Here is a 22,747-nt window from a genome sequence, read left to right as displayed (position 1 = left end):
TTTATTGATATTGCCGTGGCTGCAAATTCTGATTCTGCCAGCTCTGAGCCGTTGGCCAGCCCGCACTCTGCAAGCCGGGTTGTTGTTGCGCTGTTTGTTGAAGCTGAGAACAAATTTGCATCGCCTGCTGCATCTGCTGTATGGCAGTTTGATGTCCTTGCAGAACAAATTGAATGGTTTGAACCGCTTGACGTTCTTTCTGGGCCAGCTGATCCAGTTGGGCGGCGTTTTGCTGCTCCTGTTGCAACATTTGCTGATACATGTTGCTCGATTGCTGCGTTTGCTGGATCAACTGTTGAATAATCTGCGCGCATTGGCTTGCTTGCTGTGAAAGGTTTTGTTGATACACGATCATTGACCTCCTTCAATATGGCAGGACTTCGTCCCCCAAAGGTTATTTTGTGCAAGCGCCCATTTTTCATGTAACGTCTATATTGTGATCTCACACTTCATTTTAATGAAACTGCACATCAATTTGCCGTTGGGTATCGGCTTTTAATTTCGGCATTCGAACTTCAAGGACACCGCTGCGATACGTTGCTGTCGTTCCTTCCGTTTGAACGCGTGATGGCAAAGACACCGACCGTTGGAATCGTCCGACAAACCGTTCTTTGCGGTGTATTTGTTCCTGTTTCACTTCATTCGCTTGCTTTATGGTCCCACTAATTGTAAGCATGTTTTCATCCACATCGATATGAAGGTCTTCTTTTTTATCCAAACCAGGGATTTCACAAGAAGCAATCACTTCATGTTCATTCTCAAATACATCAATACGAGGGATTGCAAATCCTAGACGCGCGCCGATTTCCGGAAGACCTTCGTTAAAAATTTTTTCCAAATCCCTTCTCCATAGATCGATATTGCGAAACGAATCCCAAGGAATGAGCGGCATGTAATTCCCTCCATTGTCATCATTTTTTCAAGCTTTATTTTGTACTCTTCGGGAAATATTATTCTTTGCTACCCTGCATTGTTGAATTGAAATATGCTTTTTTGGGTCGCGACTCCCGGCAAGAGCCCCTGAAAAAATTGTTGAGCGTTTGTTTGCCGCAATGTTACCGACACATTTAAACTGTTCCCTTAAATGCGGGTAATTGAACAATAACGTTTGTGCCTAGATCAGAGCTATCGATTTTCAAAGAGCCTCCCATTTTTTCGATCATAACTTGACTAAAACTGAGCCCAAATCCAATGGCGTCCTGTTTACTTGTAATAAACGGTAGGATGATTCGGGACTGCAGATCTTCTGGAATTCCTGCTCCTTGATCGCGAACAATGATGTGGATGTGATTATCCGTAATGTTAATTCGGAGCGTTAAGACAGAACCTAGGGGACTTGCATCTAATGCATTGTTAATGATTTCTTGCAGCGCCGCTCGCAGCAACTTGGGGTGTCCAAACACAAAACCGTTTTGCTCCGGAAATTCCAGAGCGAAACGTACTGTTTTCTCCAATGCTTGGACCTGTATATCTGGAATCCATTAATGCAGCCCTACGAGTTCATTCTGAATGAAATTGGGAATATTCAGTACGCTGTATTTCAACATTTTGCCGTCTTTCGCTTTCAAATGAAGTTTCCATCTCAAAAGGGGAATTCGTAAATGATTCCATCACGTGTTCCAGACTTTTCCGAATGGTGTCTCCAAGTGCTCTTTCCAACTCATATAAGTCATCGCCCCATAATTTCGTGCAGGCGCGGTTCACATAGCTGAAACTTCCATCTAACATGACGTCGTAAACAAGATCGGAATGATGGTCAGCAAGTATTCTGAATTTATCGGCGTATGCCTCGTTCAATTCAACAAGCCTTTTGCGATACGTGATCTCCTGAACCTGGATCAAGAATACTCTTTCCGGATGTCCCTCCACATCGATGACCGATAGGGTTGTCATTCCCCATTTGTGTCTGCCGTCAAGACAAATATAACGATTCTCCATTTCGACATAATCGGAATTGCCGCCTAGCAAGTCATTCATGAACCCGTTATATAATGGAACGTCTTCCGTATAAATAATGTCAAGTATTCTCATTCGCAGCAGTTCTTGTTCTGTATAGCCCAGCATGTTGCATAGCGAGCGATTGACCATTGCCACTTCACCACCGAATCGAACTAAAGCTTTTCCGACAAGTGTATAATGAAATGCGTGGTGAGCGGCAGGATGTGAAATATCCATTTGCAAGTAACCTCCGACTGTGCAATAAGCTTATGTTTGCAACCTTAACGGTCTTCTGTTAAAAATCTATGGATGTTCTCTATTATATATGGCATTTTTAACAGTTGAAACAAGATTCCGAGACCAACACTAATTTAGAGTCCCCCGTTACATGGAAACCGACTTGTGATCTAAGAAAGAGCCGCTTTACCACGCTTCATTATCCGATTCTTACGCAAATAAGACGGAGGCCGGCAAAGTACCGACCTCTCTGATCAAGTATAAACAAGATGCCTCTCTAAATTACGTTCGCGATCTCACACCCCAGAAGGACAAGCAAGTATGTCCATTTGCTCCCGATTTCGATTCCGTTGTTCGTCCTGCATCATTTGACATAACGTACTCGCCAATATTCGTCCAGCTGTTCTTGGCGCGACAGCTCCCGGTAAACTTGGCGCCAACATGGCCTTGATTCCGCGTTTTTCGGCGAAGCGAAAATCTGTCCCGCCAGGTTTGGAAGCTAAATCAATAATGATTGCGTGATGCGGTATACGAGTTAGCACACGAGATGTAAGGATTAGCGCCGCAACCGTGTTAAAAATAATATCCGCATTTGCGCCTTCTTCGTACAAATCTTTCGTATAAAACGGCTCAATCCCCATCTCCAAGGCACGTGCAAACTGCTCCGGTTTCTGCACACCTGCTTTGACGTGTGCTCCCAGACGGTGAAGCACGCTGGCTAACGTAAGACCGACTCTCCCCAATCCCAGAACCATACAACGCGAACCATGTATGGTAATATCCGTATGTTGAATGGCCATCATTAAAGCGCCTTCTGCAGTGGGAATTGAATTGTATATGGCAACATCGTCCCTATTGAGCAATTCAATCAGATCGATACCCACTTCCGAGCAAAGGTTCTTCAAGTAGGACTTAGCTATGCCGGAATAAACTTTTGCATGTTTAGGCAAACAGGACATATATTCTTTGTTCAGCATTAGCGTTTCGGTCGAAAATGAAGACTCTATTTTGCCATGGTCATCCGTACCAACAACCGGTAAAATCAATACATCCGCCTTGCTAAGTACTTCCTTCGTAAGCTTTGCGTGCCGGACTTCATGAAGAGTGCCTGCTTCATCTGCGCGAGTTTCCATATAGAATATTTGACGTTACAAATACGCCGACCGGCGGCAGCGAAGTTGAAGACGGTTGGGATGTGACATAGCCGCTATGCTCCGGCAAGTTGATATCAGTTGTCGCTACCCAGGTTCCATATTCGCCCGCCTGTAAAGAGGGGGGGGAGCATTCGAAGGCGTCCGGTGAGGACCAAATGTCGAAGTTGAATCTGGACATCGTCATAGATGGTTAAATGACCGGAATAGGCAGCGTAGGGGGAATGAAACACGATCTGCTGCGCGCTTTCATTCCAGCTTCCTTCAATCGGAATCGGCGTTCCGCGAAATTGGATAGTGCCTTGAACTCGTTGGTCCGGCAAAACGCGCATCACAAGCTTGCCCCATACAACCGGCCTGCCGGCGACGGATGCATAAACTCCCCAAATGGAAAAGGGGGGTAATACCTTTGATATGGATTGCGAGGCATCGGCCACGACTCATCACTCCTCTTATTCGGTTACGCCATTATATGCGTCCACGGTAAAAATGCCCGTCACGGGGCTTGGATTCCTTTACAGATAACCGAACATGATCAAGTAAAAGAAGATCGACAATACCGTCACCGGGATGCTCCAAACCGGCTTTGTATGATGAAAACGAAGCATGAGAAACATGTGTACGTCAAAAAAAGCGACCACCAGCAATTCCAGCCGCGGGAGTAGGTAATATAACCGAGGCGATATCCGACCCATTCAACACCGATATAAATCAGCACCCACTTTGCAATGTGAACCGCAGCCTTCCATTCGACTTCTGGAAAACGGGTGAGGTAGAGAAAAGCAGGATATATGCAAAAGGTGTGAAGCATAACAACGCTGGTATAGTTGAATACTGGATCGGGTTCCAAACGCCACTCAAGCACTAAATAGAACAATGGGAATATATTGAATACTAAAATGAGGTGATACAATGGCCGTTGTCAAAGCCAGGGCAAGTGATATAGATCTGTTGGCAAGATTGCTTCGAGCCGAAGCGGAAGGGGAAGGCGAACAAGGAATGCTGCTCGTCGGGGCTGTAGGAATTAATCGGATTCGGGCAAACTGCTCCGATTTTAAAGGCATTCGTACGATTCCGCAAATGGTATTTCAGCCGCATGCGTTTGAAGCAACCATACACGGTTACTTTTATCAAAAGGCAAGGGACAAAGATAGACGCCTTGCACGAAAGTCAATTAACGGTGAGCGACCATGGCCTGCTAAATTCGCTTTGTGGTATTTCAAACCCCCCGCAAATTGCCCTTCGACATGGTACAATCAGCCTTTTGTCGGAAGATACAAAAGCCACTGCTTTTACGAACCGACAGGTGTAGAATGCGAAAATATTTACAATACTTTTTAAACATATAAGACGCAGGCCTAATCCGGTCAGCGTCTTATATGTATTAAGCGCAATAAACTACTACAGTTTGATGATCTCTTCACTTTCTTTAACGTACAATGAAAATTCCATTCTAATCTAACCGGTTGCATTCAACGGATTTTGGGATTTTTTCCAACCTGGCAGCAATCATGAATGTTCCTCAAACATTGATTCTCCCAGGCGTTGCAGAAGTCCTCATACACTTTCTCTACGCCGTCGTCGGATATCATGTGTCTGGCCAGAAAGTCGTACCAGAACTGATCGAAGGACAGGGGCATCCGGGTTCCATATTGGGAACAAAGGGTTATATAACGGTCCCAGATTTTGATTCGGAATGCTGCCAATTCATCACATCGCTCTATATGCAGGAGGAAGAAATGCGAAGAGGACCCCGAAACCGAAGTACTTTTCGCCATGCGATTTATTACTTTAATTGCGGGCTATCGAGTAGCCCTAGTCTGTCCGCGTCGTCGGGAAGTATCTCTGCATAACCGTTTGGAGTAATACTTTGCAGGTATGGGGATCTTCCAGTTTTGGTTCGTGTATGCCAATGCCAGTACCAACCGGCCAATCAGTTCTTTATTGACCAGCCAACACAACTCATTGTACTTCTCCAAGGCATTGAGGAAATTACTGAGTTGATGGAGCAGGGAGAATCGGCGTCTTTTTGAACATTTACACGAATCCGATGATGTCCCAAAGTTGATCCTTCGGTAGGCATAAAATCCGATTTTGGTATCTTGATTTCTTACCGTATACCAGAGGAGTGTTTTGAGGAATGGAAGAGGGTGTCCAAAGGCAGGCCAGCCGATATGTCCGGCATCACCTACGAGAAGTTTCTGATCCGATCGGAAGATCTTCTTCGCTTACATTCCACAGTTCGGCCATTTCCTTGATATGCTTTGGACCAAAAGGGTAAGATCGATGGTTCACCAACCGAAGCGCCGACCGTCTACTGACTCCGATGATGTATAAAGGATATGAATATCGGAATAATATCAGTTACATATTCTGAAAATGGCAAATGGAAAGGAGAAAATATGGAAAAAAGCGAACTTAAATCACAATTTAAACACCGAATCAAAACGGCAAGATAATCGTAAATCATCATCCCGCAATCGGAATATTCGGTTTGTTCGATGGGAAAGTTATGTTTCTTAAACAATTTACAGGCGATTTCATATCCGACTTTCGCAAGATCGCCGGTAACGATCAAATCGTAATAACCCGGTTCAATTCCCAAATCTCGAACATGCGCCTCAATGGTATCTACCGCTGCAGGAGCCATCGCTGCGCCCATATTAAACGGATCTTTAATGCCCATATCGATAACCCGGCCAATGGTGGCAGATGTAACAACCGGTCCGTCACCTTCCATGGATACGATGGCAGCACCGGCCCCGGTTACCGTATATTGGGCGGTTGGCGGTTTTTGCGAACCGTACTCGGTCGGATATCGGAACTGTTTCTCCGCACTGGAATCATGGCTGCATGTCCCCGCCAACACAAATTTCGCCGAACCGGAATTTACAAGGTTAGCTGCTAATGCCAGACTTTCCATCGAGGTTGAACAAGCGCCAAACACACCGATGTAAGGGGTCGATAATGTTCGCGCGGCAAAACTGCTGCTAATGATTTGATTCATCAAATCCCCGCCTATGTAAAACTGTACTTGTTCCTTTGTCAACCCCGCATTTTCAATAGCCAGTTTTGCCGCTTCTTCAATCAATACCTTTTCTGCTTTCTCCCAGCTCTTTTGTCCCATCATGGATTCTCCATGGACAATGTCAACGAATCAGCAATGGTTTCACTTCATCAATAATCTTTTCTAACGCTTTTGAACATTGCTCGTACATCTGCTTTGTATTTTGTTCTTTGGTAGATAAGGCAAACATTTCGAGATCCGCTTCACACTTTTTCAATGTTGCAAGCAATGCGGCTTTCTTCTGAGGTTTCGGTACTTTGATCTGATCATCAAATAAATCAACGTATAGCTGGCCATAGGAATCCACCTGTCCAAGATATACGTTATCAATCGAAACACCTAATTTCTCCAGTTCCGTATCCAGCCATTGCCTGTTTAGACCTATCGTGGCAAGCGGCTCGTCCATTATTTTTCCATCCATAATGACCGTTTGAGGCTCTTGTTCCGGCCCGACATTTACTCCAAGGTGTTTAGGCGTTAACGGTTGGTTTTCCTTGGTTAGAAGAACGCTAATGTCACCGCTCGGCTCCATGACTGCGAATTCAACATCGGCAGCTTTGAACACATTTTTTTTTCGAAGCTGTTCCATAAGTTCATCCGAGGTAATCCTTTCTTTTTTCAGGTTATCCTCCATGATCTTGCCTTCCTTAATGAGCACTGTTGCTTTGCCGTCGAATAGGTCTCTTGCCGTTTTGCTTTTCAGCTGTAAATATTCAATCCCTAAAGAAACAACGGTCCAAACCGTCATCGCAACCAAGCCTAAATACCAATTGGTCTCCAGATCCAACGAAACGTAAGCTGCAATGCTGCCGATCGTGATTCCGGTGATATACTCAAACAATGAAAGCTGTGATACCTGTCGTTTACCCAATATCTTCGTTAGGACAAAAAGAACCCCCATAGCCAATAACGTTCGCAAAGCGATTTCTAGCCAATCCGGCATAATATCACCATTCCTTTCCAATCACAATAATCGACAAAGGTAAATATGTCCCTATTCCATTATTTTTATGTATTTCCATCTGAAAATTTTTCTAACGTATGCTTTTGTTGCGAGACGGAAATATTAATTTCGGTATGGGGAGAATGTAAGCATCTATTCCTATTACCTGTGAAACATTATCCTATCCTAAGGTAAAGGAGGTGACGTTCCGTGACAGTTGCTTCTCAAGTGAAAACGTGCTTAGCATCTTTAAAAAGTGCTCAGGCAAGTCTGGAACAATTTGCTTTGGAAACACAAAATCAAGAAGCAAAATCGCTCTTTACGAATGCGGCCCAACAAACCCAACAAATCGTGCAGCAAGTTGCAAGCCGCGTACAACAGTTGGAAAATGAAGAGCCTCAATATAAGGGGTTTTAAGAAAATCAGACAAGCCATGAATATTGAGGACATGGCTTGTCTGATTTCATCGGTGAACAGATTAGAAAAGAGATCAAACCCTACTCAACTTGTAGGGTTTGATCTCTTTTCCCACTATTCTTTTGTTTAGACAGCTAACCTTCTAGTCCCTGGGCAGCCGTTGAACCGCTAAAAAAAACGAGAAGTATCACACCCATATATCCAAACAGCGGATAAAGATAAGTAAGTAAGGAGGTGAAACCGGCTTGACTAATCAAAAAACTAGCAAGTAATATGCCGAGAACTAACCAACTTTTAGGAATATGATATAGACTTTGGATTTGACGAGAAATTCCGAAGACATTGCCTATCAATGTGGTGAATATTTCTCCATAGATTACGAGCAAAAACAATACATGAAAAAACTGCCCGAAATCTCGAATAATCTCGGCCATCGGAATATCGTATTGAAGAATCTCGGGCATCTTTGAGCTCATTGCAAAATGGCTGACAAGAAGCATAAAACCAAGACCAATGCCTCCCCAAAACCCTCCCCATTTTAATGCGCTTTCGTCATCCACCTCACTCCCTAGAGGAACCATAACGGCTAAAATAAAAGCAAAATTCAATCCTGCATACACAAACGGACTCACGAACCACTTCAAATTGTACAGTTGTTGGTTCTGCCAACCGACTATATCAAAAATATTGTCTATTCTGACAACCTTTACGACAAGGAGAATAGTGAAAAAAAGCATCATGGGAACGACTAACGAGTTTACGAACATAATTCCGCTGATTTCCTTCGTCATCACCAGATAACACAAAATGATGCTGATGATAATACCCAGTTGATAGGGTAGACGGAGTTGTTCTTCGAAAATGGTACCGGTACCTGAAAGCATCACGGCCGTTACCCCAAATAGAATAATAAAAGTCAAGGCATTTGCGACTTTGCCGAAACTCTTGCCAAACAGATAAACATTAAACTCCTGATATGAAAATGCTTTGATCTGGTGAGCTAGAATCATCATTTTAGTGCCGATCCATACAAAAAGAAAGGTGCTGCATAAAATGCCTAATACCCCATAGGCTCCGTATACCGTGAAAAACTGCATAATCGACTGTCCTGAGGCAAATCCGGCTCCCACCACGGTTCCCGTATATGTCGCGGCGATTTGTATTATCATATTTGTTTTTTTCTTCATATTTTCACCCATGTCCTGGTAGAGAATAGAATCATTAAATTCTATGCTTAAAAAAATTGCTTATTCCAAAAGGAACTCGTTGTCAGCCGTTATGACGAGAAACGATAGTGGTCCGGTAGATCATCAATTAACAAACTTGAGTCTTTAACAATGACATGGTAAATATGCAGCTCATGAATCTGGGCATGATTTTTGGAATCGGTAAACTTATGGTTTTGGCCTTTATTTATCTACCGAGGATGAATCTGTGCAATCAACGCCCCGCTTGGCGATGCTCGAAGCCAGCAGATATAGCCCGACATAGATCGGAAATGAATAGATATTGCTTCCAGTGAATGGAATAATATAAATCAGCCATTTGTGAGATCGGCTCGGCCACAAAAGCGGAAAAACCCCAAATAGGAGAGCCTTTATCAGCGGGTTCCGGCTTGTACTGGTTTAAGAACATCACTGTGGCGGGAAGAAGTGAAAAATTCCTTGGAAAATTGGCCGACATGAACGGTAGGACTTCCCTGTGATAATGCCAGAGTCCCATGGCAATCCCAAGCTGGTTCGGCCATGATGACACGATAATCATCGTAAACCCGGATAGTAGAAAGTGTCCCGTAGCCCTCTTATCCCGAAATCCGATTCAAAATAGCCAGGAGTTCGAATCGATCGAAGAGCTTGCTGAGATGTCTGTCCAACGTCTTGTCGACTTCTTGGTGCAGCACGGCAGGAACCGTTTCGAAAATCCTGAAGCGGTCGCCAAGCCTTGCAGAAAGCCGCTCGCTCTTCGTATCGATTGCCCCAAGCGATGGCGGACTCTTTCAATCTCGCTATGGCTTCGAGTATCCCGTTCCTGCAGGCCAACATAATGAGGACGCATCCTTTTCGATTCCTGTGAATACGGTCATTATATTCAGCAACTTCTGAACAGGCAATCCCGCCAGAAGTTGGACGTTACCTTTCAGCGGAAACACAATACTGTCCACAAAGCAATGGCTAAATGGAAACTCATCCCTCTCCTTGACATTTGTTGGCGTTTTTCAATTATAGCGGTTGATTCTTAATGCAGACAGGTTTTGAACAAAATTGTTTCAGTCCATCCCAGTTGCCCCAGATGCAATTTTTGCATCGATTCGGTTGTCTTGGGGCAGAGGTAGTCCGGTTTTCAACGCTTGTACTGGATGTTGGTGACATGCAGGTATCCACCTTTCCAAATTTATGCAAACAGCATTTAAGTTGTCCAGAAACGAATTATCCTATTCCGCCAAGCAGCAATCCGCATCGTGAAAGTTCCACTTTGATCCAATCTACTCCAGCCCCCGCATACAAATATCAAAGACCGGATCTGTCCATATTGGACAACAGCCGGGCTTTGGTCCTATTTCGCAGGATAAGTTGTCTTCGAAAATTATACTTTGAATTTTCCAACTAACGCGCGAAGCGAGCAAAGCAATCACTTTCTCTCCGGCGACTTGAATTTCAGTTTTTCCTGCTAGTCCGGGTTATCGGCGACAAGTCCGAACAGAGCGTCATAGTACGTCTGCCAGTTTTAATTCCCGTTATTATAAGGATCCAAATATTGCGCTTCTCCGATTATCACAAAACCACGCTGGCCCGTTTCCATATCGACAAGATCTTATTCGATGGATTGAGCCAGGCTGTGTACTTCCATATCATGATTCGTAATAAACTCGGTTTCCTTCTGGAATGCAGCCATCTGCATCCGGTTTGCCCAGAAAGCGAGGGACAAAAATCCGAAAGGCGCTGAAATCGAATACAAACTGACCGGACGCACAGGGGGGACATCACGGTTTCCTCCCGGTTACGCGCATCCGTTGCAACGTCTTCAAATAAGCTGGCCTTGTACGCATTTTGGATAGCGGCAAACGAAGCACTGTATCTTTCCAGTCGCTAGCAAAAAACGGGCTAAGTGGTTGCAAGTACGGCTGCCCGAGCGAAGTCAGTCCATGCAGGTGGATGCAGAACCAGATCAAACCAAGACCGATACCCCACATGCCAAGCCATGCCGCCAGAATCAACAGTGAAAATTGAAGAAGCTTGCTCGCATTTGTCATTAAATAATTGGGAACGAGAAAGGAGGCATGGCGGAAATGGCGATTACAATCACCATCACGTTGCTTGCGATTCCCGCCTCCACGGCTGCTTGACCGATGACAATACCGCGTACGATGCCGAGTGTTTGGCTGGATTTGGTGGGCATGCGCAAACTGGCTTCCTTTAATATTTCCAGAGTCAGCAGCATGAGCAGCGCCTCCCAGAACGGTGGATATGGAATTTCACTCCGCGATTACATCAGGACAAACAGCATCTCCAAAGGAACCACCTGATAATGATGAACCGTCACCGCTACGTAAGCCGGGGTCAAAAACAAAGCAATTACAAACGCGACAAAACGAAGTCCCCGCAGGAAGGTGCTTACCAACCAGCGATGTACATAGTCTTCTGGGGATTGAAACAAATTAAGCTCAAGCTTTTGTCCAACTGCTCGGTTAGGCTGTCTTTAGGGCCGTACACAATCGATTCCTGCTCGGAAGAATCGATGGCGCGGCCCAACTGATTCTGCTTTTTGATTGCACAAACGTTCCCGATTTCATCAAAAACAAGGATTCCTCCTTGCAAGATGAGCTCTTCGGTTTGCTGCAGCGTCGTTACGTCCACCCGATCTTCGGAAATCACCTTTTGTCCTGCTTGTTCGTCCGGGGCGTGCAAAAGGGGAAGCACGATGTCGCTTTCGACCTGATTTTGATCCACAAAGGAACGGATGTAGAACAGCTTGACTTTCCGCCCTCCCGCATCCAACTCATACACTTGTGCATCGTGAATAGCGAGCCATTGGTAATTCCCCCTGTTATGGATTGGTTTGCGAGACCTAATCCTTACATCGGAATTACCGTGGCTTTTATTGATATTTACTTGTTGCATTTAATTTTACAATGAACCATGAACTCTTTTGTGCTGCCATAGAAAAAGGTGTGTTGCCATAAGGCCAACACACCTTTTTCCTAGATATTATCCGTTGTGTACGGAAGCAACGCTACCGCCCTAGCACGTTTAATTGCAACTGTTAAAGCACGTTGATATTTTGCGCTTGTTCCAGTCACACGGCGAGGAAGAATCTTCCCCCGTTCACTAATGAACTTTTTAAGAACTTCCGTATTTTTGTAATCAATATGAGTAATTTTATTGACTGTAAAGTAGCAAACTTTTCTACGTTTACCTTTGCCACCTCTACGTGGAGCAAACTTTCTTTCGCCACGTTCTTCGTCATTTCTTTGTGCAAATGCCATTGTTATACTCTCGTTCCTTTCATTATGCATATTGGTCAAACGTAATAAGCTTTCTCTGGCTATCCCCAACTTCTCACTACGGGGCTGTACCCACATCTTGTAATAAGGATGGTCATCATCACTAGACTACATAGACTGTCATAACATATTACACATTTTACTCAACATCGTGCGATCTTAATAAACCGTGGATGCTGGTCGTAAATGAAGATTACCATTACACAGTTAAAATGCTTTAAAACCCCTTGATTTTACTGAGGTCTTAAAGCATTTTCTTGCTCTCAGATGTTACGCTCTCTAAAATGGCAAATCATCATCAGACAGATCGATCGGGCTGCCATCGTTCGCGAAAGGATCCTGTTTGCTGTCGTCACGGTTTAAGGGCAAGTCCCTATTCCCGTAACTACCGCCCCCGGAAGAATCGTCATTGCGAATCGACTCCAGGAATCGAACATTGTCTGCGATGACCTCCGTTACGTATACGCGGCGACCTTCATTGTTATCATAACTGCGCACTTGAATACGGCCTTCCACAGCTGTAAGACGGCCTTTGCGCAGGTAATTCGCGCATGTCTCAGCCAGCTGCCGCCAAGTGACGATCGGGATGAAATCCGCCTCTCGCTCACCTTGACTGTTCGTGAACGGCCGGTCCACGGCCAGCGTGAACTGCGTAACGGCGATCCCTGTTGGGGTGTATCGCAATTCTGGATCCCTGGTCAATCTTCCTATTAATATGACGCGGTTCAGCAATCGAATCCCCTCCTGCTTACTTTAGGCAACGTCTCTAACAACGAGATGGCGGATGACCTCATCCGTGATCTTAATGATCCGTTCCAGTTCAGCTACGACGGCAGGCTCGCAAGTGAATTGCGTCAGCACATAGATTCCGTCACGGAACTTCTTGATCTCGTACGCAAGACGTTTCTTACCAAGCACTTCATGCTTCGTAATCTCTCCGCCGCCCGATGTGATGATTTCATTGAACCTTTCAGCTGTAGCATCTACAGCCTCTTGTTCAAGATCAGGACGAAGAATGTACATCACTTCATATTTGCGCACAACATTCACCTCCTTCTGGACTTAAGGCCCCCTCTTCCTGCATGATGGAGGGAGCAAGGAGCGATTTAAACTCGCATTAATTAAATATACCAAAACATTTGCCCGGTGACAAGCGGGTCTTGTTGTGTCATTTTTCCTGCCTGGAATCATCCTGATCCGATCCGTTCATAATAAATGTGCGCATCTAATATTAGGCATAACACGAATATAAGGAATATAAGGAGGACCATATGGGCGAACGCACAGAATTCAATCCGGGAGATGAAGTCCCCAATGATGGTGTCTATATCGAAACCGGTGAGAACGATCACATCATGGGAATCGAGAAGCCGAAGCAGGTCGAACTGAAGGCGGGCTCTTCCTTCCCCGAAACAACCAACCACAATCGCAAATGGACCCGCAAAAGTCAGCATTAAAAAACGGCTCCAATGGAGCCGTTTCTAATGTGTTATGTATGGCGGAAAGGGTGGGATTCGAACCCACGCACGCCTTGCGGCGCCTAGTTGATTTCGAGTCAACCCCCTTGGACCACTTGGGTACCTTTCCGTATGTCAACACCTGTGTCCTTTTGGAGACAAGAAGTATTGTACCACATCTGGCCTCATAAATGCAAGACCATCCTGCTGTCTGATGACGTTGATAATAAACCGCGCACAAGAATCATATCAAGTCTTATATGAACAGGGGGATGCATCGTCGTACAACTTCGTTCACGTTGATCCTTATCCAAAATGGAGCGTTATTCTGCTGTTTCCGCCGAACGCAGGACCTTCTTCAGTTTTTTCTCAAATTCAGACCTGGGCATTAAGATGCTGTGTTTGCAGCCCGTACACTTGATTCGGATATCCATGCCCATGCGAATGATCTCCATCTCATTCACACCGCAAGGGTGCGGTTTCTTCATCATGACGATATCATGCAGTTTGTAGGTTTTCCTTTCCATGTCGTCTCCTCCCCTGCATCGCGATTAAGCGTTACTCTACAAGCGTATATTCCCCGTCTTGATATCGGAAAATCCCCTTGATCTGTACGCCTTCACTGCGAACGATGGACTGTACTTTGCTTAGATCGTCATCGTCGAATCCTATGGAGATGGCACAGCCCGCTGTGATCTCCTTAGGAGTCGGCTGAATATCGATCTCGATCTTCGCATATTCAAGCAGCATCTCCGCACGCAGGGCTTGCTGCGTCGAATCAAAAGCCATTAACATCGTCATCCTCCACATCCCCCTTGTCTATAACGGCTTCTTCTGCACTGATGTACTGCTGGTATTCATATTTCGATCCTTACATCTTCCGCCCCAATAGGATGTATAGAAATTGCCAAATGTTCGTATACTGATTAGCAACCATCATATGTTCGAACTGCGTTGAGTCAGCATGATGCATCCATGAGTTGTTTCAACTGCTTGTTATTAAGCATAATGGCAAGCTGCGGCGAAGGCAAGTCATGCAGGAGGGTATGCGATGCATTTTCCGATTAAGTTCGGCGCTTCGAAGATCGAAGAGCCGCTAAAAGTCCCTTATACCGACGAGCAATCCAAAGAACGGATCATTCAACATTTACTGGAGTATTATGCTGATGCCGTTCCCGGACAGGAGATCGTCATCGTATGTATCGGCACTGATCGGTCTACGGGTGATTCCTTGGGACCTTTGGTTGGGTCCAAACTGCTGCAGATGGGGTTGCGTGATCAACATTTGTTTGGAACCTTAGATCAACCTGTTCATGCCATGAACTTAAAGGAGAACATTCAGAGGATTCAACAGCTTTTTCAGCAGCCGTTCATCGTTGCCGTCGATGCCTGTCTTGGTCAATCATCGAGCGTTGGTCATATTCAGGTCGGCAGAGGCCCGGTAAAGCCCGGCGCCGGCGTGAACAAAGACCTGCCCCCTGTCGGCGATATTCATCTGACAGGCATCGTCAATGTCGGCGGATTCATGGAATATTTCGTCTTACAGAATACCCGTCTCAGCATCGTGTTCCATATGGCCGATGTGATCGCAGAGTGCTTGTACCAAGCTCAGCTGCGGCTGCACCGGCCGATCCCTGCTACGGCCGCCAGGCTTGACGGATAACCTCAGTCTCCTCCGGTGACAAGGTGTACGAGGACTGCCCTTTGTTTACGGGTTTCGCGTACACCTGAGTGCCATGCCTGCTGTGGATTCCCGTCAGGACAAACCCATCCCCATGTTCATCTACAACGGCTATGGAGAAGCTGAGATCGCTCCCCTGCTCTTGAAAAGCATTGTATCGCTTGATCGATACATTGGCTTTCATCTCTTTCATCTGCCGGATCATCTGCTCGATCGTCTGGTTGATTCTAACCTGCTGTTCATCCAGTTTAGCCAGATGCTCATGATTTTTTCGAATCGATTCCTCAAGATCCTTCGCTCCTGCCCCTCCTAGCAGATGCTTAAGCTTGCGCTTCAGCCCCCGAATCTGGGCAATCAGAACAAGGACTAAGATGAATAGGATGAAACCAACTGCTGCCGTTCCTAATGTGATCCACTCTAGATAATCCGTTAGAATATTCAATTCGACTCCCCCGCGGTTTATAGATGTTGTACGATCTCTTGAACAGCTGAGATCAAAGCATCCACCTCTTGTTCGGTGGTATAATAACCCGGACTTACGCGCACGGCCCCGTATCGAATCGTCCCGGCAGTCTCATGGGCCAGAGGTGTGCAGTGATGGCCGGCTCGCACTGCGATGTCGTAATGTTGATCCAGAATATAGGCCACCTCTGCACTGTCCATGCCCTGCAGATTAAACGAAACGATGGCCGTCTTATTCTCCCCGATCGGCGGCCCGAACAGCTCCACTCCTTCAATCCGGCTGAGCCCTTCCATGATGCGCTGCGTTAACATCCACTCTTTATTATGGATATTTTTAACCCCCTCATTCAGGATGAATTTGAGACCTGCATTCAACCCTGCGATGCCAACGGTATTTTGTGTGCCTGATTCATACCGGTCAGGCCGGACATCCGGCTGATCGATGGCCTCGGATTGACTGCCCGTTCCACCATGAAGAATCGGCTCCAAGTCGATCGAAGGATGTACATACAATCCCCCGGTTCCTGTCGGTCCCAAAAGACCTTTATGCCCTGGGAAGGCCAGCATATCGATCGACATATCTTCGACATGGATGGGGATAGTTCCTGCCGTTTGCGCTGCATCGACCAGCAATTTGACTCCACGGCGCCGGCAGATCTCACCGATCTCAGCAACGGGCAGAATCGTTCCCAAGAGGTTTGAGCTGTGATTAACGACCACCAGTGATGTGTTAGACTGTATGGCTTCGTCAACTTGTTTGGGCGTCACATAACCCTGTCGGTCCCCTTCGATATAAGTAACCGCAACCCCTTGCGTCCGTTTAAGATACTCCAGTGGACGGCGTACGGAATTATGTTCCACAGAGGTTAGGATCACATGATCGCCGGGCCGTACGAAGCCCTTAATCGCTAAGTTTAATGCATGTGTCGTGTTTAGCGTAAATGAGATGTCGTTTGGATTTTTGATATGAAACAATTTGCTGATGTTCACTCTTGCTTCGAACAGCACTCGGCTGGCCTGTACAGACATCTTATGGCCGCCGCGTCCAGGATTTGCACCGTATATGTTCAAGCATTCCAGCATCGCTTCGCCGACTTCCGGCGGTTTTGGCCATGTAGTTGCGGCATTATCCAGATATATGACCATCTTCTCAGCCTCCCGATCATGGATCCCAGCTTGTACAATAAGAAAACATCAGAAATTCAGCCAAAGAAAAGCACACCTTGCGGCATGCTGATCTCGGCTATGCTTCTTTGCGTTTTAACATTTCCAACAGTCGTTCAAAATCCTCCAGCGAATAATAGGAAATCTCGATCTTACCTTTGTTTTTATCATGTTTCACCTTAACGGTAGTCTGCAGCAATTCACGCAATTCTTCCTCTACACTTTCGATGAAAGGGTCCCTTTTCTTGCTCTTGACCGTTTTGGTCTTCTTCGGTTTCTTCGATTGCAGTTGCTGCACAGCTTCTTCAAGCTGCCGAACACTCCAATTTTCTTCGATCGCTTGCTTCGCCAGCTGTTTCTGCACCTTCGGGTCCTCAATGGTGATCATCGCTCGTGCATGTCCCATGCTTAATGTTCCACGTGAAACATATTCTTTGATCTCAGCCGGCAATTGCAGCAAACGCAGGAAGTTCGCAACATGCGACCTCGACTTCCCCACTTTCATCGCCAGTTCTTCCTGCGTTAGCTTAAAGGTATCAATGAGATTCTGATAGGCTGCGGCGATCTCCAGTGCATTAAGGTCTTCCCGCTGCAGGTTCTCGATCAATGCAATCTCCATCACCTGTTGGTCGGTAAAAGATCTGACTACGGCGGGAATCGTAGCCTTGCCGCTCAACTGGGAAGCGCGGTATCTTCTCTCCCCAGCGATAATCTCGTATCCCTTCAGAGCTTTCCTGACGATGATCGGCTGGATCACGCCATGTTCTTTGATGGATTCGGCTAATTCGCGAATCCCATCTTCGTCGAATGATTTACGCGGCTGATAAGGGTTTGGCCGCAGCTGGGTCAATGGGATTTCAACCACCTTGTCGTCATCATGAATGCTTAATGATGGAATGAGTGCGTCCAATCCCTTGCCGAGTCCGGTTCGTTTACTCAACTGACACCACTTCCTTTGCAAGTTCAAGATACACTTCTGCACCCTTCGACTTCGGATCATAGGTGATGATCGCTTGCCCGTGACTCGGCGCTTCACTCAAACGAACATTGCGCGGGATAATCGTGCGATAGACTTTCTGTTGAAAATACTTTTTAACCTCCTCGATCACCTGGATACCGAGATTCGTACGAGCATCAAACATCGTAAGCAAGACACCCTCGATTTGCAGCGATGTATTGAGATGTTTCTGCACGAGCCTTACGGTATTGAGTAATTGACTTAAGCCTTCTAACGCGTAATATTCACATTGAATCGGAATGATCACGGAATCAGAAGCCGTTAATGAGTTTACCGTAAGAATCCCCAAGGAAGGAGGACAATCGATCAGGATGTAATCGTATAGGTGTTTGATTTGCTGCAAGGATTTCTTAAGACGGATCTCTCTGGAGATCGTCGGTACCAATTCGATCTCTGCACCGGCGAGTTGAATGGTCGCCGGAATGATGCTTAGGTTATCGATCGCCGTATCGACGATCGCTTCTTTAGGATCGATCTCATTGATCAGTACATCATAGATGCAATACTTAACGTCCGCTTTGTTAATACCTATTCCGCTTGTTGTGTTGCCCTGCGGGTCAATATCGACTAACAGAACCTTTTTGCCAAGCGTTGCCAAACATGCTCCTAGATTCACGGTTGTCGTTGTTTTGCCAACGCCGCCCTTCTGATTCGTAATGGCGATTATCTTAGCCAACTTGTTCACCTCATAATTTGTAAAACTAAATCGCTCATTTCGTTTTAAATCGATTCTCTCGACCAACTGCCCATGCGAAGAAAAATAAATGCGTTAAAACGCATTCTAGAACCATGTATCTTCATGCATAAATCAAGCATATGGAATAAACGATGTTTCCGGTCAACAATCGTACAAATTCAATGATACCAACTATTCTATTGAAAAGAAAGTAACCTCGTAATTTTCATAAAGATAGCGCAAATAAAAAAGAAAACCTCTTGCCACGGCTGGGTGTTGCCCTGCTAACCGTTCGAAGAGGTGTTTCAATTCGCGTTATAACCTATGAATTGATGTTCGATGAGTTCAATAGATATATATTAAAGATATTGATATATTTAAAATCAACGGGTTTTGGGGATTCTGATCTGAATCTCATAATAGTCTTGATGATCCGTTTCATTCATATCTATCTGCATGCCGGAGCTTGTCACCATCTCCACGGATTGCCTGATTGTATTGATGGCCAAACGGATATCCTTGGAGAAAGATACCCTGCGTGCTTTTCCCTTTTGGCGCGGTTCGACGTACATCTTGACGCGCTGCTCCGTCTGTTTGACATTCAGCTCTTTTTTGATGATCTCATCCAGGAGTTTGAACTGCAGATCTTCCGTCAGCGGCAGCAGTGCACGAGCATGTCTCTCGGAGATTTTCCTTTCTAGAAGCGCCTGCTTCACCGGCTCGGATAGATTCAACAGCCGAAGTTTATTGGCGATGGTCGATTGGGACTTGCCTAACCGCTGAGCAAGGCTTTCCTGGGTTAGATGATGAATGTCGATCAATTGCTGGTAAGCCATGGCTTCTTCGATGGAAGTCAGATTCTCGCGTTGCAAGTTTTCGATCAGAGCAATCGATGCGGTCTGCGCATCATTGAACTCACGAATAATCGCAGGGATATACGTCATGCCGAGTTTCTTGGCGGCTCGAAGTCTTCTTTCCCCTGCGATCAATTCATACTTGCCATCGCGAATTCGTACTACGATAGGCTGGATGATGCCATGTGTTTTGATCGTCTGGCACAGCTCATCGATTCGTTCTTCATCAAACACGGATCTCGGTTGATAAGGGCTGGGAATAATATCGTCAACCGGCAATTGTTTGACCTCTTCGCTGTTGCTTCGCTCAGAGAGGCCAAATATTCTCGTTATCTGTTCTTTCATCTCATGATCACCTGTCCGTTACTCAGATTACCCGCACTGCGCACAACACATGCCGTCTTCAATATTTCGCCATTTGTCATGCGATTCCTTCTACATCCAGAGTTGGAAACCGGTCGATGTTTCACGTGAAACATGTCGTCAGCGTTTCATTAAAGGCTGTTTTAGCGGCGTGCCTGGTTTTCTCGGATAGGACCTGGGTGTTTGTTTAACTTTCTGCATGACGATGATATGCCGCTCAGAATCATCCACGGGTAATCGAAGCGGATGAACCTCCATCAGCTTCGCTCCCAGAATCTTTGTGCTGTATGCTGCTTCAGCGATCTCTTCTTGTGGACTGGTGCCCTTCATCGCCGCGAAATATCCTCCAAGCTTAGCGAAAGGCAGGCAAAATTCATTCAGCACATTTAATCTTGCCACCGCTCTAGCCGTTACAAGGTCAAACTGTTCCCGCAGGCGGGCTTGTCTGCCTGCTTCTTCTGCCCTCGCATGGATCGCTTCTGTATGCTGAAGATCCAGGGACTCGATGATATGGTTAAGAAATTGGATCCGTTTGTTCAACGAATCGATAATCGTAATTTTCAGATGAGGGAAAATAATCTTGAGCGGAATACTGGGGAATCCGGCGCCGGAACCGATATCTGCAAGCGTGTTGATCTCATTCATATCTACAAAAAAGGCAAGGGAAACGGAGTCGTAGAAATGCTTAATATACACTTGCTCCCGCTCCGTAATCCCTGTCAAATTCATGCGTTCATTCCATTCGATCAATTGTTGATAATAGGTTTCGAATTGCTCCAGCATCGTTTCCGATACGCGTATTCCGCGTTTCTCTAACTGCTCTTGAAATAAAGTCTGTACCTCATCATTCATCATTAAGAACCTCTAGCCGCTAATACTTTGTGATATTGTTCGATGTAGACCAGCAGAATGGAGATGTCGGCCGGTGATACACCGGATATACGGGATGCTTGACCGATGGAGATCGGACGGATCTTCGCCAGCTTCTGTCTGCCTTCCGTCGACAAACCATGGATTTCATCGTAATTGATATCCTCTGGAATCCTCTTATTCTCCATCTTCTGCATGCGCTCTACTTGCTGCAGCTGCTTCTCAATATAACCGGCGTACTTCACCTGGATCTCGACTTGCTCTTTCATCTCATCCGTTAATTCATAAGGAGATGGGCAGATCTGTTCGATATGAGCATAGATAATCTGCGGCCGGCGCAGCAGGGAGATCGCATCTACCGCATTATTGAGAACAACTGTTCCCGCTTCTGCCAGCACCTTCTGCACATGTTCCTCCGGCCGGACCTTCGTCTTGCGAAGGCGTTCCAGTTCCATCTCCACCATCTTCTTCTTATGAAGGAAACGCTGATATCGCTCCTCTGGGATCAAACCGATCTCATAGCCGATCGGCGTAAGGCGCAGATCCGCATTGTCATGGCGCAGCAGGAGTCGATACTCCGCTCTCGATGTCAGCAGACGATACGGTTCATTCGTTCCTTTGGTCACCAGATCATCGATCAAGACCCCGATATAGCCGTCGGAACGCTTCAGGATCAGCGGCTCAAGATTTTGAACTTTGCGCGCCGCATTGATCCCCGCGATAATCCCCTGTGCGCCCGCCTCCTCATATCCGGATGTACCGTTGATCTGCCCCGCTGTGAACAATCCCTCGATCAGCTTCGTCTCCAAGGATGGTTTGAGCTGAGTCGGCACGATCACATCGTATTCGATGGCATAACCCGTACGCATCATCTGCGCTCGCTCTAAACCCGGTACGGAATGGAGGATCCTCAGCTGCACATCCTCCGGCATACTGGTCGACAATCCTTGGACATAGTACTCGGAGGTATTCCGTCCTTCGGGTTCCAAGAATACTTGATGTTTCGGCTTATCTGCAAACCGCACGACCTTATCCTCAATCGAAGGGCAATACCGCGCGCCCGTACCCTCGATCGCTCCCGAGAACATCGGACTGCGATGCAGGTTCTCCTGGATGATCGCATGGGTCTCGCTTGACGTATAGGTCAGCCAGCATGGAAGTTGTTCTCCCGGCGGCGGTTCTACCGTATCATAGGAGAAGAACTTCGGCTTCTCATCGCCGGGCTGCATCTCCATCTTGTCGAAATCGATGGAATCCTTCAAGACGCGCGGCGGCGTTCCCGTCTTAAAGCGCGTCAACTCAAATCCCAACTCCCGCAGATTATGCGCCAGATTAACGGACGGCTGTTGATTGTTCGGACCGCTTTCATACTGCAATTCGCCCACGATGATCTTGCCGCGCAGATATGTCCCCGTTGTCAGCACCACCGCTTTGGCATAATACCGTGCACCGGTCTGCGTCTCGACGCCTTTGCAGACGCCATCCTCAACGATAAGCCGCTCCACCATCCCCTGACGCAGAGTAAGGTTTGGGGTGTTTTCCAAAGTTTTTTTCATCTCTTGCTGATACAGCATTTTGTCCGCTTGTGCACGCAGCGCATGAACGGCAGGACCTTTACCCGTATTCAGCATGCGCATCTGAATGAAGGTCTTGTCCACATTGCGTCCCATCTCACCGCCCAAGGCATCGATCTCACGCACCACATGTCCTTTCGCAGGACCGCCGATGGACGGATTGCACGGCATGAAAGCGATCATATCCAGATTGATCGTGAGCACAAGCGTATCGCAACCCAAGCGGGCAGCAGCCAATGCCGCCTCGCATCCCGCATGGCCTGCTCCGATAACGATCACATCGTGGTGCCCAGCATCATAATGACTCATCATATCCCTCCGATCTCACATGAATGAAGTATCTTGAACCAAGGATGATGCGCCAAGCGCCATCC

At 46.4% G+C, this 22,747-nt stretch carries 27 protein-coding genes, 1 tRNA gene and 2 pseudogenes; 4 read left to right on the top strand and 26 right to left on the bottom strand.

What is annotated here, in order from left to right:
• Position 1: 1 nt before the first annotated feature.
• From PRECH8_RS07375 to PRECH8_RS07350, 6 genes are all read right to left on the bottom strand, one after another.
• A complete protein-coding gene (locus tag PRECH8_RS07375; protein WP_128630790.1) occupies positions 2-349 on the bottom strand; it encodes a hypothetical protein in 348 nt (115 codons plus the stop codon).
• Between the two features lie 105 nt (positions 350-454).
• Positions 455-892, bottom strand: a complete 438-nt coding sequence (locus PRECH8_RS07370) for an Hsp20/alpha crystallin family protein (protein ID WP_200966452.1) — start codon at positions 890-892, stop codon at positions 455-457.
• Between the two features lie 175 nt (positions 893-1,067).
• Positions 1,068-1,454 carry a sensor histidine kinase gene (locus PRECH8_RS07365; protein WP_242457483.1) on the bottom strand — a complete coding sequence of 129 codons (387 nt, stop codon included), beginning with the start codon at positions 1,452-1,454 and terminating at the stop codon, positions 1,068-1,070.
• Positions 1,455-1,500: 46 nt separating this feature from the next.
• Positions 1,501-2,175, bottom strand: coding sequence for a PAS domain S-box protein (locus PRECH8_RS07360; protein WP_242457482.1), 675 nt, complete (start codon positions 2,173-2,175; stop codon positions 1,501-1,503).
• Positions 2,176-2,471: 296 nt separating this feature from the next.
• Positions 2,472-3,308, bottom strand: coding sequence for a dipicolinate synthase subunit DpsA (dpsA, locus tag PRECH8_RS07355; protein ID WP_200966451.1), 837 nt, complete (start codon positions 3,306-3,308; stop codon positions 2,472-2,474).
• A 95-nt stretch (positions 3,309-3,403) separates the two neighbouring features.
• A complete protein-coding gene (locus PRECH8_RS07350; RefSeq protein WP_242457481.1) occupies positions 3,404-3,763 on the bottom strand; it encodes a hypothetical protein in 360 nt (119 codons plus the stop codon).
• Between the two features lie 475 nt (positions 3,764-4,238).
• Between PRECH8_RS07350 and PRECH8_RS07345 the strand changes: the two genes are divergently transcribed.
• The gene (locus tag PRECH8_RS07345) at positions 4,239-4,667 is read left to right on the top strand and encodes a cell wall hydrolase (protein ID WP_005832064.1); all 429 of its coding nucleotides are present in this window, start codon (positions 4,239-4,241) and stop codon (positions 4,665-4,667) included.
• 1,114 nt (positions 4,668-5,781) lie between these two features.
• Here PRECH8_RS07345 and PRECH8_RS07340 read toward each other — a convergent pair.
• Positions 5,782-6,477: pseudogene (locus PRECH8_RS07340) on the bottom strand (beta-ketoacyl-[acyl-carrier-protein] synthase family protein); the annotation flags it as partial.
• Positions 6,476-7,336, bottom strand: a complete 861-nt coding sequence (locus PRECH8_RS07335; protein ID WP_200966450.1) for a DUF421 domain-containing protein — start codon at positions 7,334-7,336, stop codon at positions 6,476-6,478. The pseudogene PRECH8_RS07340 and the gene PRECH8_RS07335, both read right to left, overlap by 2 nt.
• Before the next feature lie 210 nt (positions 7,337-7,546).
• Here PRECH8_RS07335 and PRECH8_RS07330 point away from each other — a divergent pair, with 210 nt between their 5' ends.
• A complete protein-coding gene (locus tag PRECH8_RS07330; protein ID WP_200966449.1) occupies positions 7,547-7,753 on the top strand; it encodes a DUF1657 domain-containing protein in 207 nt (68 codons plus the stop codon).
• Positions 7,754-7,887: 134 nt separating this feature from the next.
• On the opposite strand, the gene PRECH8_RS07325 is transcribed toward PRECH8_RS07330, so the two are convergent.
• The 8 genes and pseudogenes from PRECH8_RS07325 to rpsF all read right to left on the bottom strand — a co-directional run bounded on the left by PRECH8_RS07325 (position 7,888) and on the right by rpsF (position 13,295).
• Positions 7,888-8,940 (bottom strand): YkvI family membrane protein, encoded by a 1,053-nt coding sequence (locus tag PRECH8_RS07325; protein WP_200966448.1) that lies wholly within the window; start codon positions 8,938-8,940, stop codon positions 7,888-7,890.
• A 253-nt stretch (positions 8,941-9,193) separates the two neighbouring features.
• Positions 9,194-9,517, bottom strand: a complete 324-nt coding sequence (locus tag PRECH8_RS07320; protein WP_242457480.1) for a CBO0543 family protein — start codon at positions 9,515-9,517, stop codon at positions 9,194-9,196.
• 960 nt (positions 9,518-10,477) lie between these two features.
• Positions 10,478-10,552: a CHASE3 domain-containing protein gene (locus PRECH8_RS14755; RefSeq protein WP_081494688.1), complete on the bottom strand. Its 75-nt coding sequence runs from the start codon at positions 10,550-10,552 to the stop codon at positions 10,478-10,480.
• A 181-nt stretch (positions 10,553-10,733) separates the two neighbouring features.
• Positions 10,734-11,371: pseudogene (locus PRECH8_RS14750) on the bottom strand (spore germination protein).
• Positions 11,365-11,871: a spore germination protein gene (locus PRECH8_RS07295; protein WP_200966446.1), complete on the bottom strand. Its 507-nt coding sequence runs from the start codon at positions 11,869-11,871 to the stop codon at positions 11,365-11,367. Before PRECH8_RS07295 ends, PRECH8_RS14750 begins: the two are co-directional and overlap by 7 nt.
• Before the next feature lie 80 nt (positions 11,872-11,951).
• Positions 11,952-12,236, bottom strand: a complete 285-nt coding sequence (gene rpsR / locus PRECH8_RS07290) for a 30S ribosomal protein S18 (RefSeq protein WP_023559051.1) — start codon at positions 12,234-12,236, stop codon at positions 11,952-11,954.
• Between the two features lie 297 nt (positions 12,237-12,533).
• Positions 12,534-12,986: a single-stranded DNA-binding protein gene (ssb, locus tag PRECH8_RS07285; protein WP_200966445.1), complete on the bottom strand. Its 453-nt coding sequence runs from the start codon at positions 12,984-12,986 to the stop codon at positions 12,534-12,536.
• Positions 12,987-13,007: 21 nt separating this feature from the next.
• Positions 13,008-13,295, bottom strand: coding sequence for a 30S ribosomal protein S6 (gene rpsF, locus PRECH8_RS07280; protein WP_200966444.1), 288 nt, complete (start codon positions 13,293-13,295; stop codon positions 13,008-13,010).
• Positions 13,296-13,525: 230 nt separating this feature from the next.
• Here rpsF and PRECH8_RS07275 point away from each other — a divergent pair, with 230 nt between their 5' ends.
• On the top strand, positions 13,526-13,711 hold the full coding sequence (locus tag PRECH8_RS07275; RefSeq protein ID WP_200966443.1) for a YjzC family protein: 186 nt from the start codon (positions 13,526-13,528) through the stop codon (positions 13,709-13,711).
• Positions 13,712-13,750: 39 nt separating this feature from the next.
• Here PRECH8_RS07275 and PRECH8_RS07270 read toward each other — a convergent pair.
• The 3 genes from PRECH8_RS07270 to PRECH8_RS07260 all read right to left on the bottom strand — a co-directional run bounded on the left by PRECH8_RS07270 (position 13,751) and on the right by PRECH8_RS07260 (position 14,506).
• Positions 13,751-13,841, bottom strand: a tRNA-Ser gene (locus PRECH8_RS07270).
• A gap of 193 nt (positions 13,842-14,034) precedes the next feature.
• Positions 14,035-14,238: a DUF951 domain-containing protein gene (locus PRECH8_RS07265; RefSeq protein WP_200966442.1), complete on the bottom strand. Its 204-nt coding sequence runs from the start codon at positions 14,236-14,238 to the stop codon at positions 14,035-14,037.
• A gap of 31 nt (positions 14,239-14,269) precedes the next feature.
• Positions 14,270-14,506, bottom strand: coding sequence for a putative Se/S carrier protein (locus tag PRECH8_RS07260; RefSeq protein WP_200966473.1), 237 nt, complete (start codon positions 14,504-14,506; stop codon positions 14,270-14,272).
• A 256-nt stretch (positions 14,507-14,762) separates the two neighbouring features.
• Between PRECH8_RS07260 and yyaC the strand changes: the two genes are divergently transcribed.
• On the top strand, positions 14,763-15,374 hold the full coding sequence (yyaC, locus tag PRECH8_RS07255; protein WP_200966441.1) for a spore protease YyaC: 612 nt from the start codon (positions 14,763-14,765) through the stop codon (positions 15,372-15,374).
• Here yyaC and PRECH8_RS07250 read toward each other — a convergent pair.
• From PRECH8_RS07250 to mnmG, 7 genes are all read right to left on the bottom strand, one after another.
• Entirely contained in the window at positions 15,349-15,834 is a 486-nt protein-coding gene (locus tag PRECH8_RS07250; RefSeq protein WP_200966440.1) for a DUF4446 family protein, read from the bottom strand. The genes yyaC and PRECH8_RS07250 overlap by 26 nt on opposite strands.
• A 17-nt stretch (positions 15,835-15,851) precedes the next feature.
• Positions 15,852-17,000 carry an aminotransferase class V-fold PLP-dependent enzyme gene (locus PRECH8_RS07245; RefSeq protein WP_200966439.1) on the bottom strand — a complete coding sequence of 383 codons (1,149 nt, stop codon included), beginning with the start codon at positions 16,998-17,000 and terminating at the stop codon, positions 15,852-15,854.
• 97 nt (positions 17,001-17,097) lie between these two features.
• A complete protein-coding gene (locus PRECH8_RS07240) occupies positions 17,098-17,958 on the bottom strand; it encodes a ParB/RepB/Spo0J family partition protein (RefSeq protein ID WP_242457479.1) in 861 nt (286 codons plus the stop codon).
• Positions 17,951-18,712 (bottom strand): ParA family protein, encoded by a 762-nt coding sequence (locus PRECH8_RS07235; protein WP_200966437.1) that lies wholly within the window; start codon positions 18,710-18,712, stop codon positions 17,951-17,953. Before PRECH8_RS07235 ends, PRECH8_RS07240 begins: the two co-directional genes overlap by 8 nt.
• Positions 18,713-19,095: 383 nt before the next feature.
• A complete protein-coding gene (gene noc, locus PRECH8_RS07230) occupies positions 19,096-19,911 on the bottom strand; it encodes a nucleoid occlusion protein (RefSeq protein ID WP_200966436.1) in 816 nt (271 codons plus the stop codon).
• A 138-nt stretch (positions 19,912-20,049) separates the two neighbouring features.
• The gene (rsmG, locus tag PRECH8_RS07225; protein WP_200966435.1) at positions 20,050-20,781 is read right to left on the bottom strand and encodes a 16S rRNA (guanine(527)-N(7))-methyltransferase RsmG; all 732 of its coding nucleotides are present in this window, start codon (positions 20,779-20,781) and stop codon (positions 20,050-20,052) included.
• A 2-nt stretch (positions 20,782-20,783) separates the two neighbouring features.
• Positions 20,784-22,682: a tRNA uridine-5-carboxymethylaminomethyl(34) synthesis enzyme MnmG gene (mnmG, locus tag PRECH8_RS07220; protein WP_200966434.1), complete on the bottom strand. Its 1,899-nt coding sequence runs from the start codon at positions 22,680-22,682 to the stop codon at positions 20,784-20,786.
• Between the last annotated feature and the right edge of the window lie 65 nt (positions 22,683-22,747).

The organism is Insulibacter thermoxylanivorax, assembly GCF_015472005.1.
In the GTDB taxonomy this organism is placed as follows: domain Bacteria; phylum Bacillota; class Bacilli; order Paenibacillales; family DA-C8; genus Insulibacter; species Insulibacter thermoxylanivorax.
The sequence above is the reverse complement of the archived record's forward strand: the minus strand, read 5'-3'. Positions and strand labels throughout refer to the sequence as shown.

Coding starts and splice junctions, on each gene's coding strand:
- PRECH8_RS07260 (WP_200966473.1), bottom strand. CDS start 14,506: ATGTTAATGGCTTTTGATTCGACGCAGCAAGCCCTGCGTGCGGAGATG.
- PRECH8_RS07345 (WP_005832064.1), top strand. CDS start 4,239: ATGGCCGTTGTCAAAGCCAGGGCAAGTGATATAGATCTGTTGGCAAGA.
- PRECH8_RS07275 (WP_200966443.1), top strand. CDS start 13,526: ATGGGCGAACGCACAGAATTCAATCCGGGAGATGAAGTCCCCAATGAT.
- mnmG (WP_200966434.1), bottom strand. CDS start 22,682: ATGAGTCATTATGATGCTGGGCACCACGATGTGATCGTTATCGGAGCA.
- PRECH8_RS07370 (WP_200966452.1), bottom strand. CDS start 892: ATGCCGCTCATTCCTTGGGATTCGTTTCGCAATATCGATCTATGGAGA.
- yyaC (WP_200966441.1), top strand. CDS start 14,763: ATGCATTTTCCGATTAAGTTCGGCGCTTCGAAGATCGAAGAGCCGCTA.
- noc (WP_200966436.1), bottom strand. CDS start 19,911: ATGAAAGAACAGATAACGAGAATATTTGGCCTCTCTGAGCGAAGCAAC.
- rsmG (WP_200966435.1), bottom strand. CDS start 20,781: ATGAATGATGAGGTACAGACTTTATTTCAAGAGCAGTTAGAGAAACGC.
- dpsA (WP_200966451.1), bottom strand. CDS start 3,308: ATGGAAACTCGCGCAGATGAAGCAGGCACTCTTCATGAAGTCCGGCAC.
- PRECH8_RS07335 (WP_200966450.1), bottom strand. CDS start 7,336: ATGCCGGATTGGCTAGAAATCGCTTTGCGAACGTTATTGGCTATGGGG.
- PRECH8_RS07320 (WP_242457480.1), bottom strand. CDS start 9,517: ATGATTATCGTGTCATCATGGCCGAACCAGCTTGGGATTGCCATGGGA.
- PRECH8_RS07245 (WP_200966439.1), bottom strand. CDS start 17,000: ATGGTCATATATCTGGATAATGCCGCAACTACATGGCCAAAACCGCCG.
- rpsR (WP_023559051.1), bottom strand. CDS start 12,236: ATGGCATTTGCACAAAGAAATGACGAAGAACGTGGCGAAAGAAAGTTT.
- PRECH8_RS07265 (WP_200966442.1), bottom strand. CDS start 14,238: ATGGAAAGGAAAACCTACAAACTGCATGATATCGTCATGATGAAGAAA.
- PRECH8_RS07360 (WP_242457482.1), bottom strand. CDS start 2,175: ATGGATATTTCACATCCTGCCGCTCACCACGCATTTCATTATACACTT.
- PRECH8_RS07325 (WP_200966448.1), bottom strand. CDS start 8,940: ATGAAGAAAAAAACAAATATGATAATACAAATCGCCGCGACATATACG.
- PRECH8_RS07295 (WP_200966446.1), bottom strand. CDS start 11,871: ATGCAACAAGTAAATATCAATAAAAGCCACGGTAATTCCGATGTAAGG.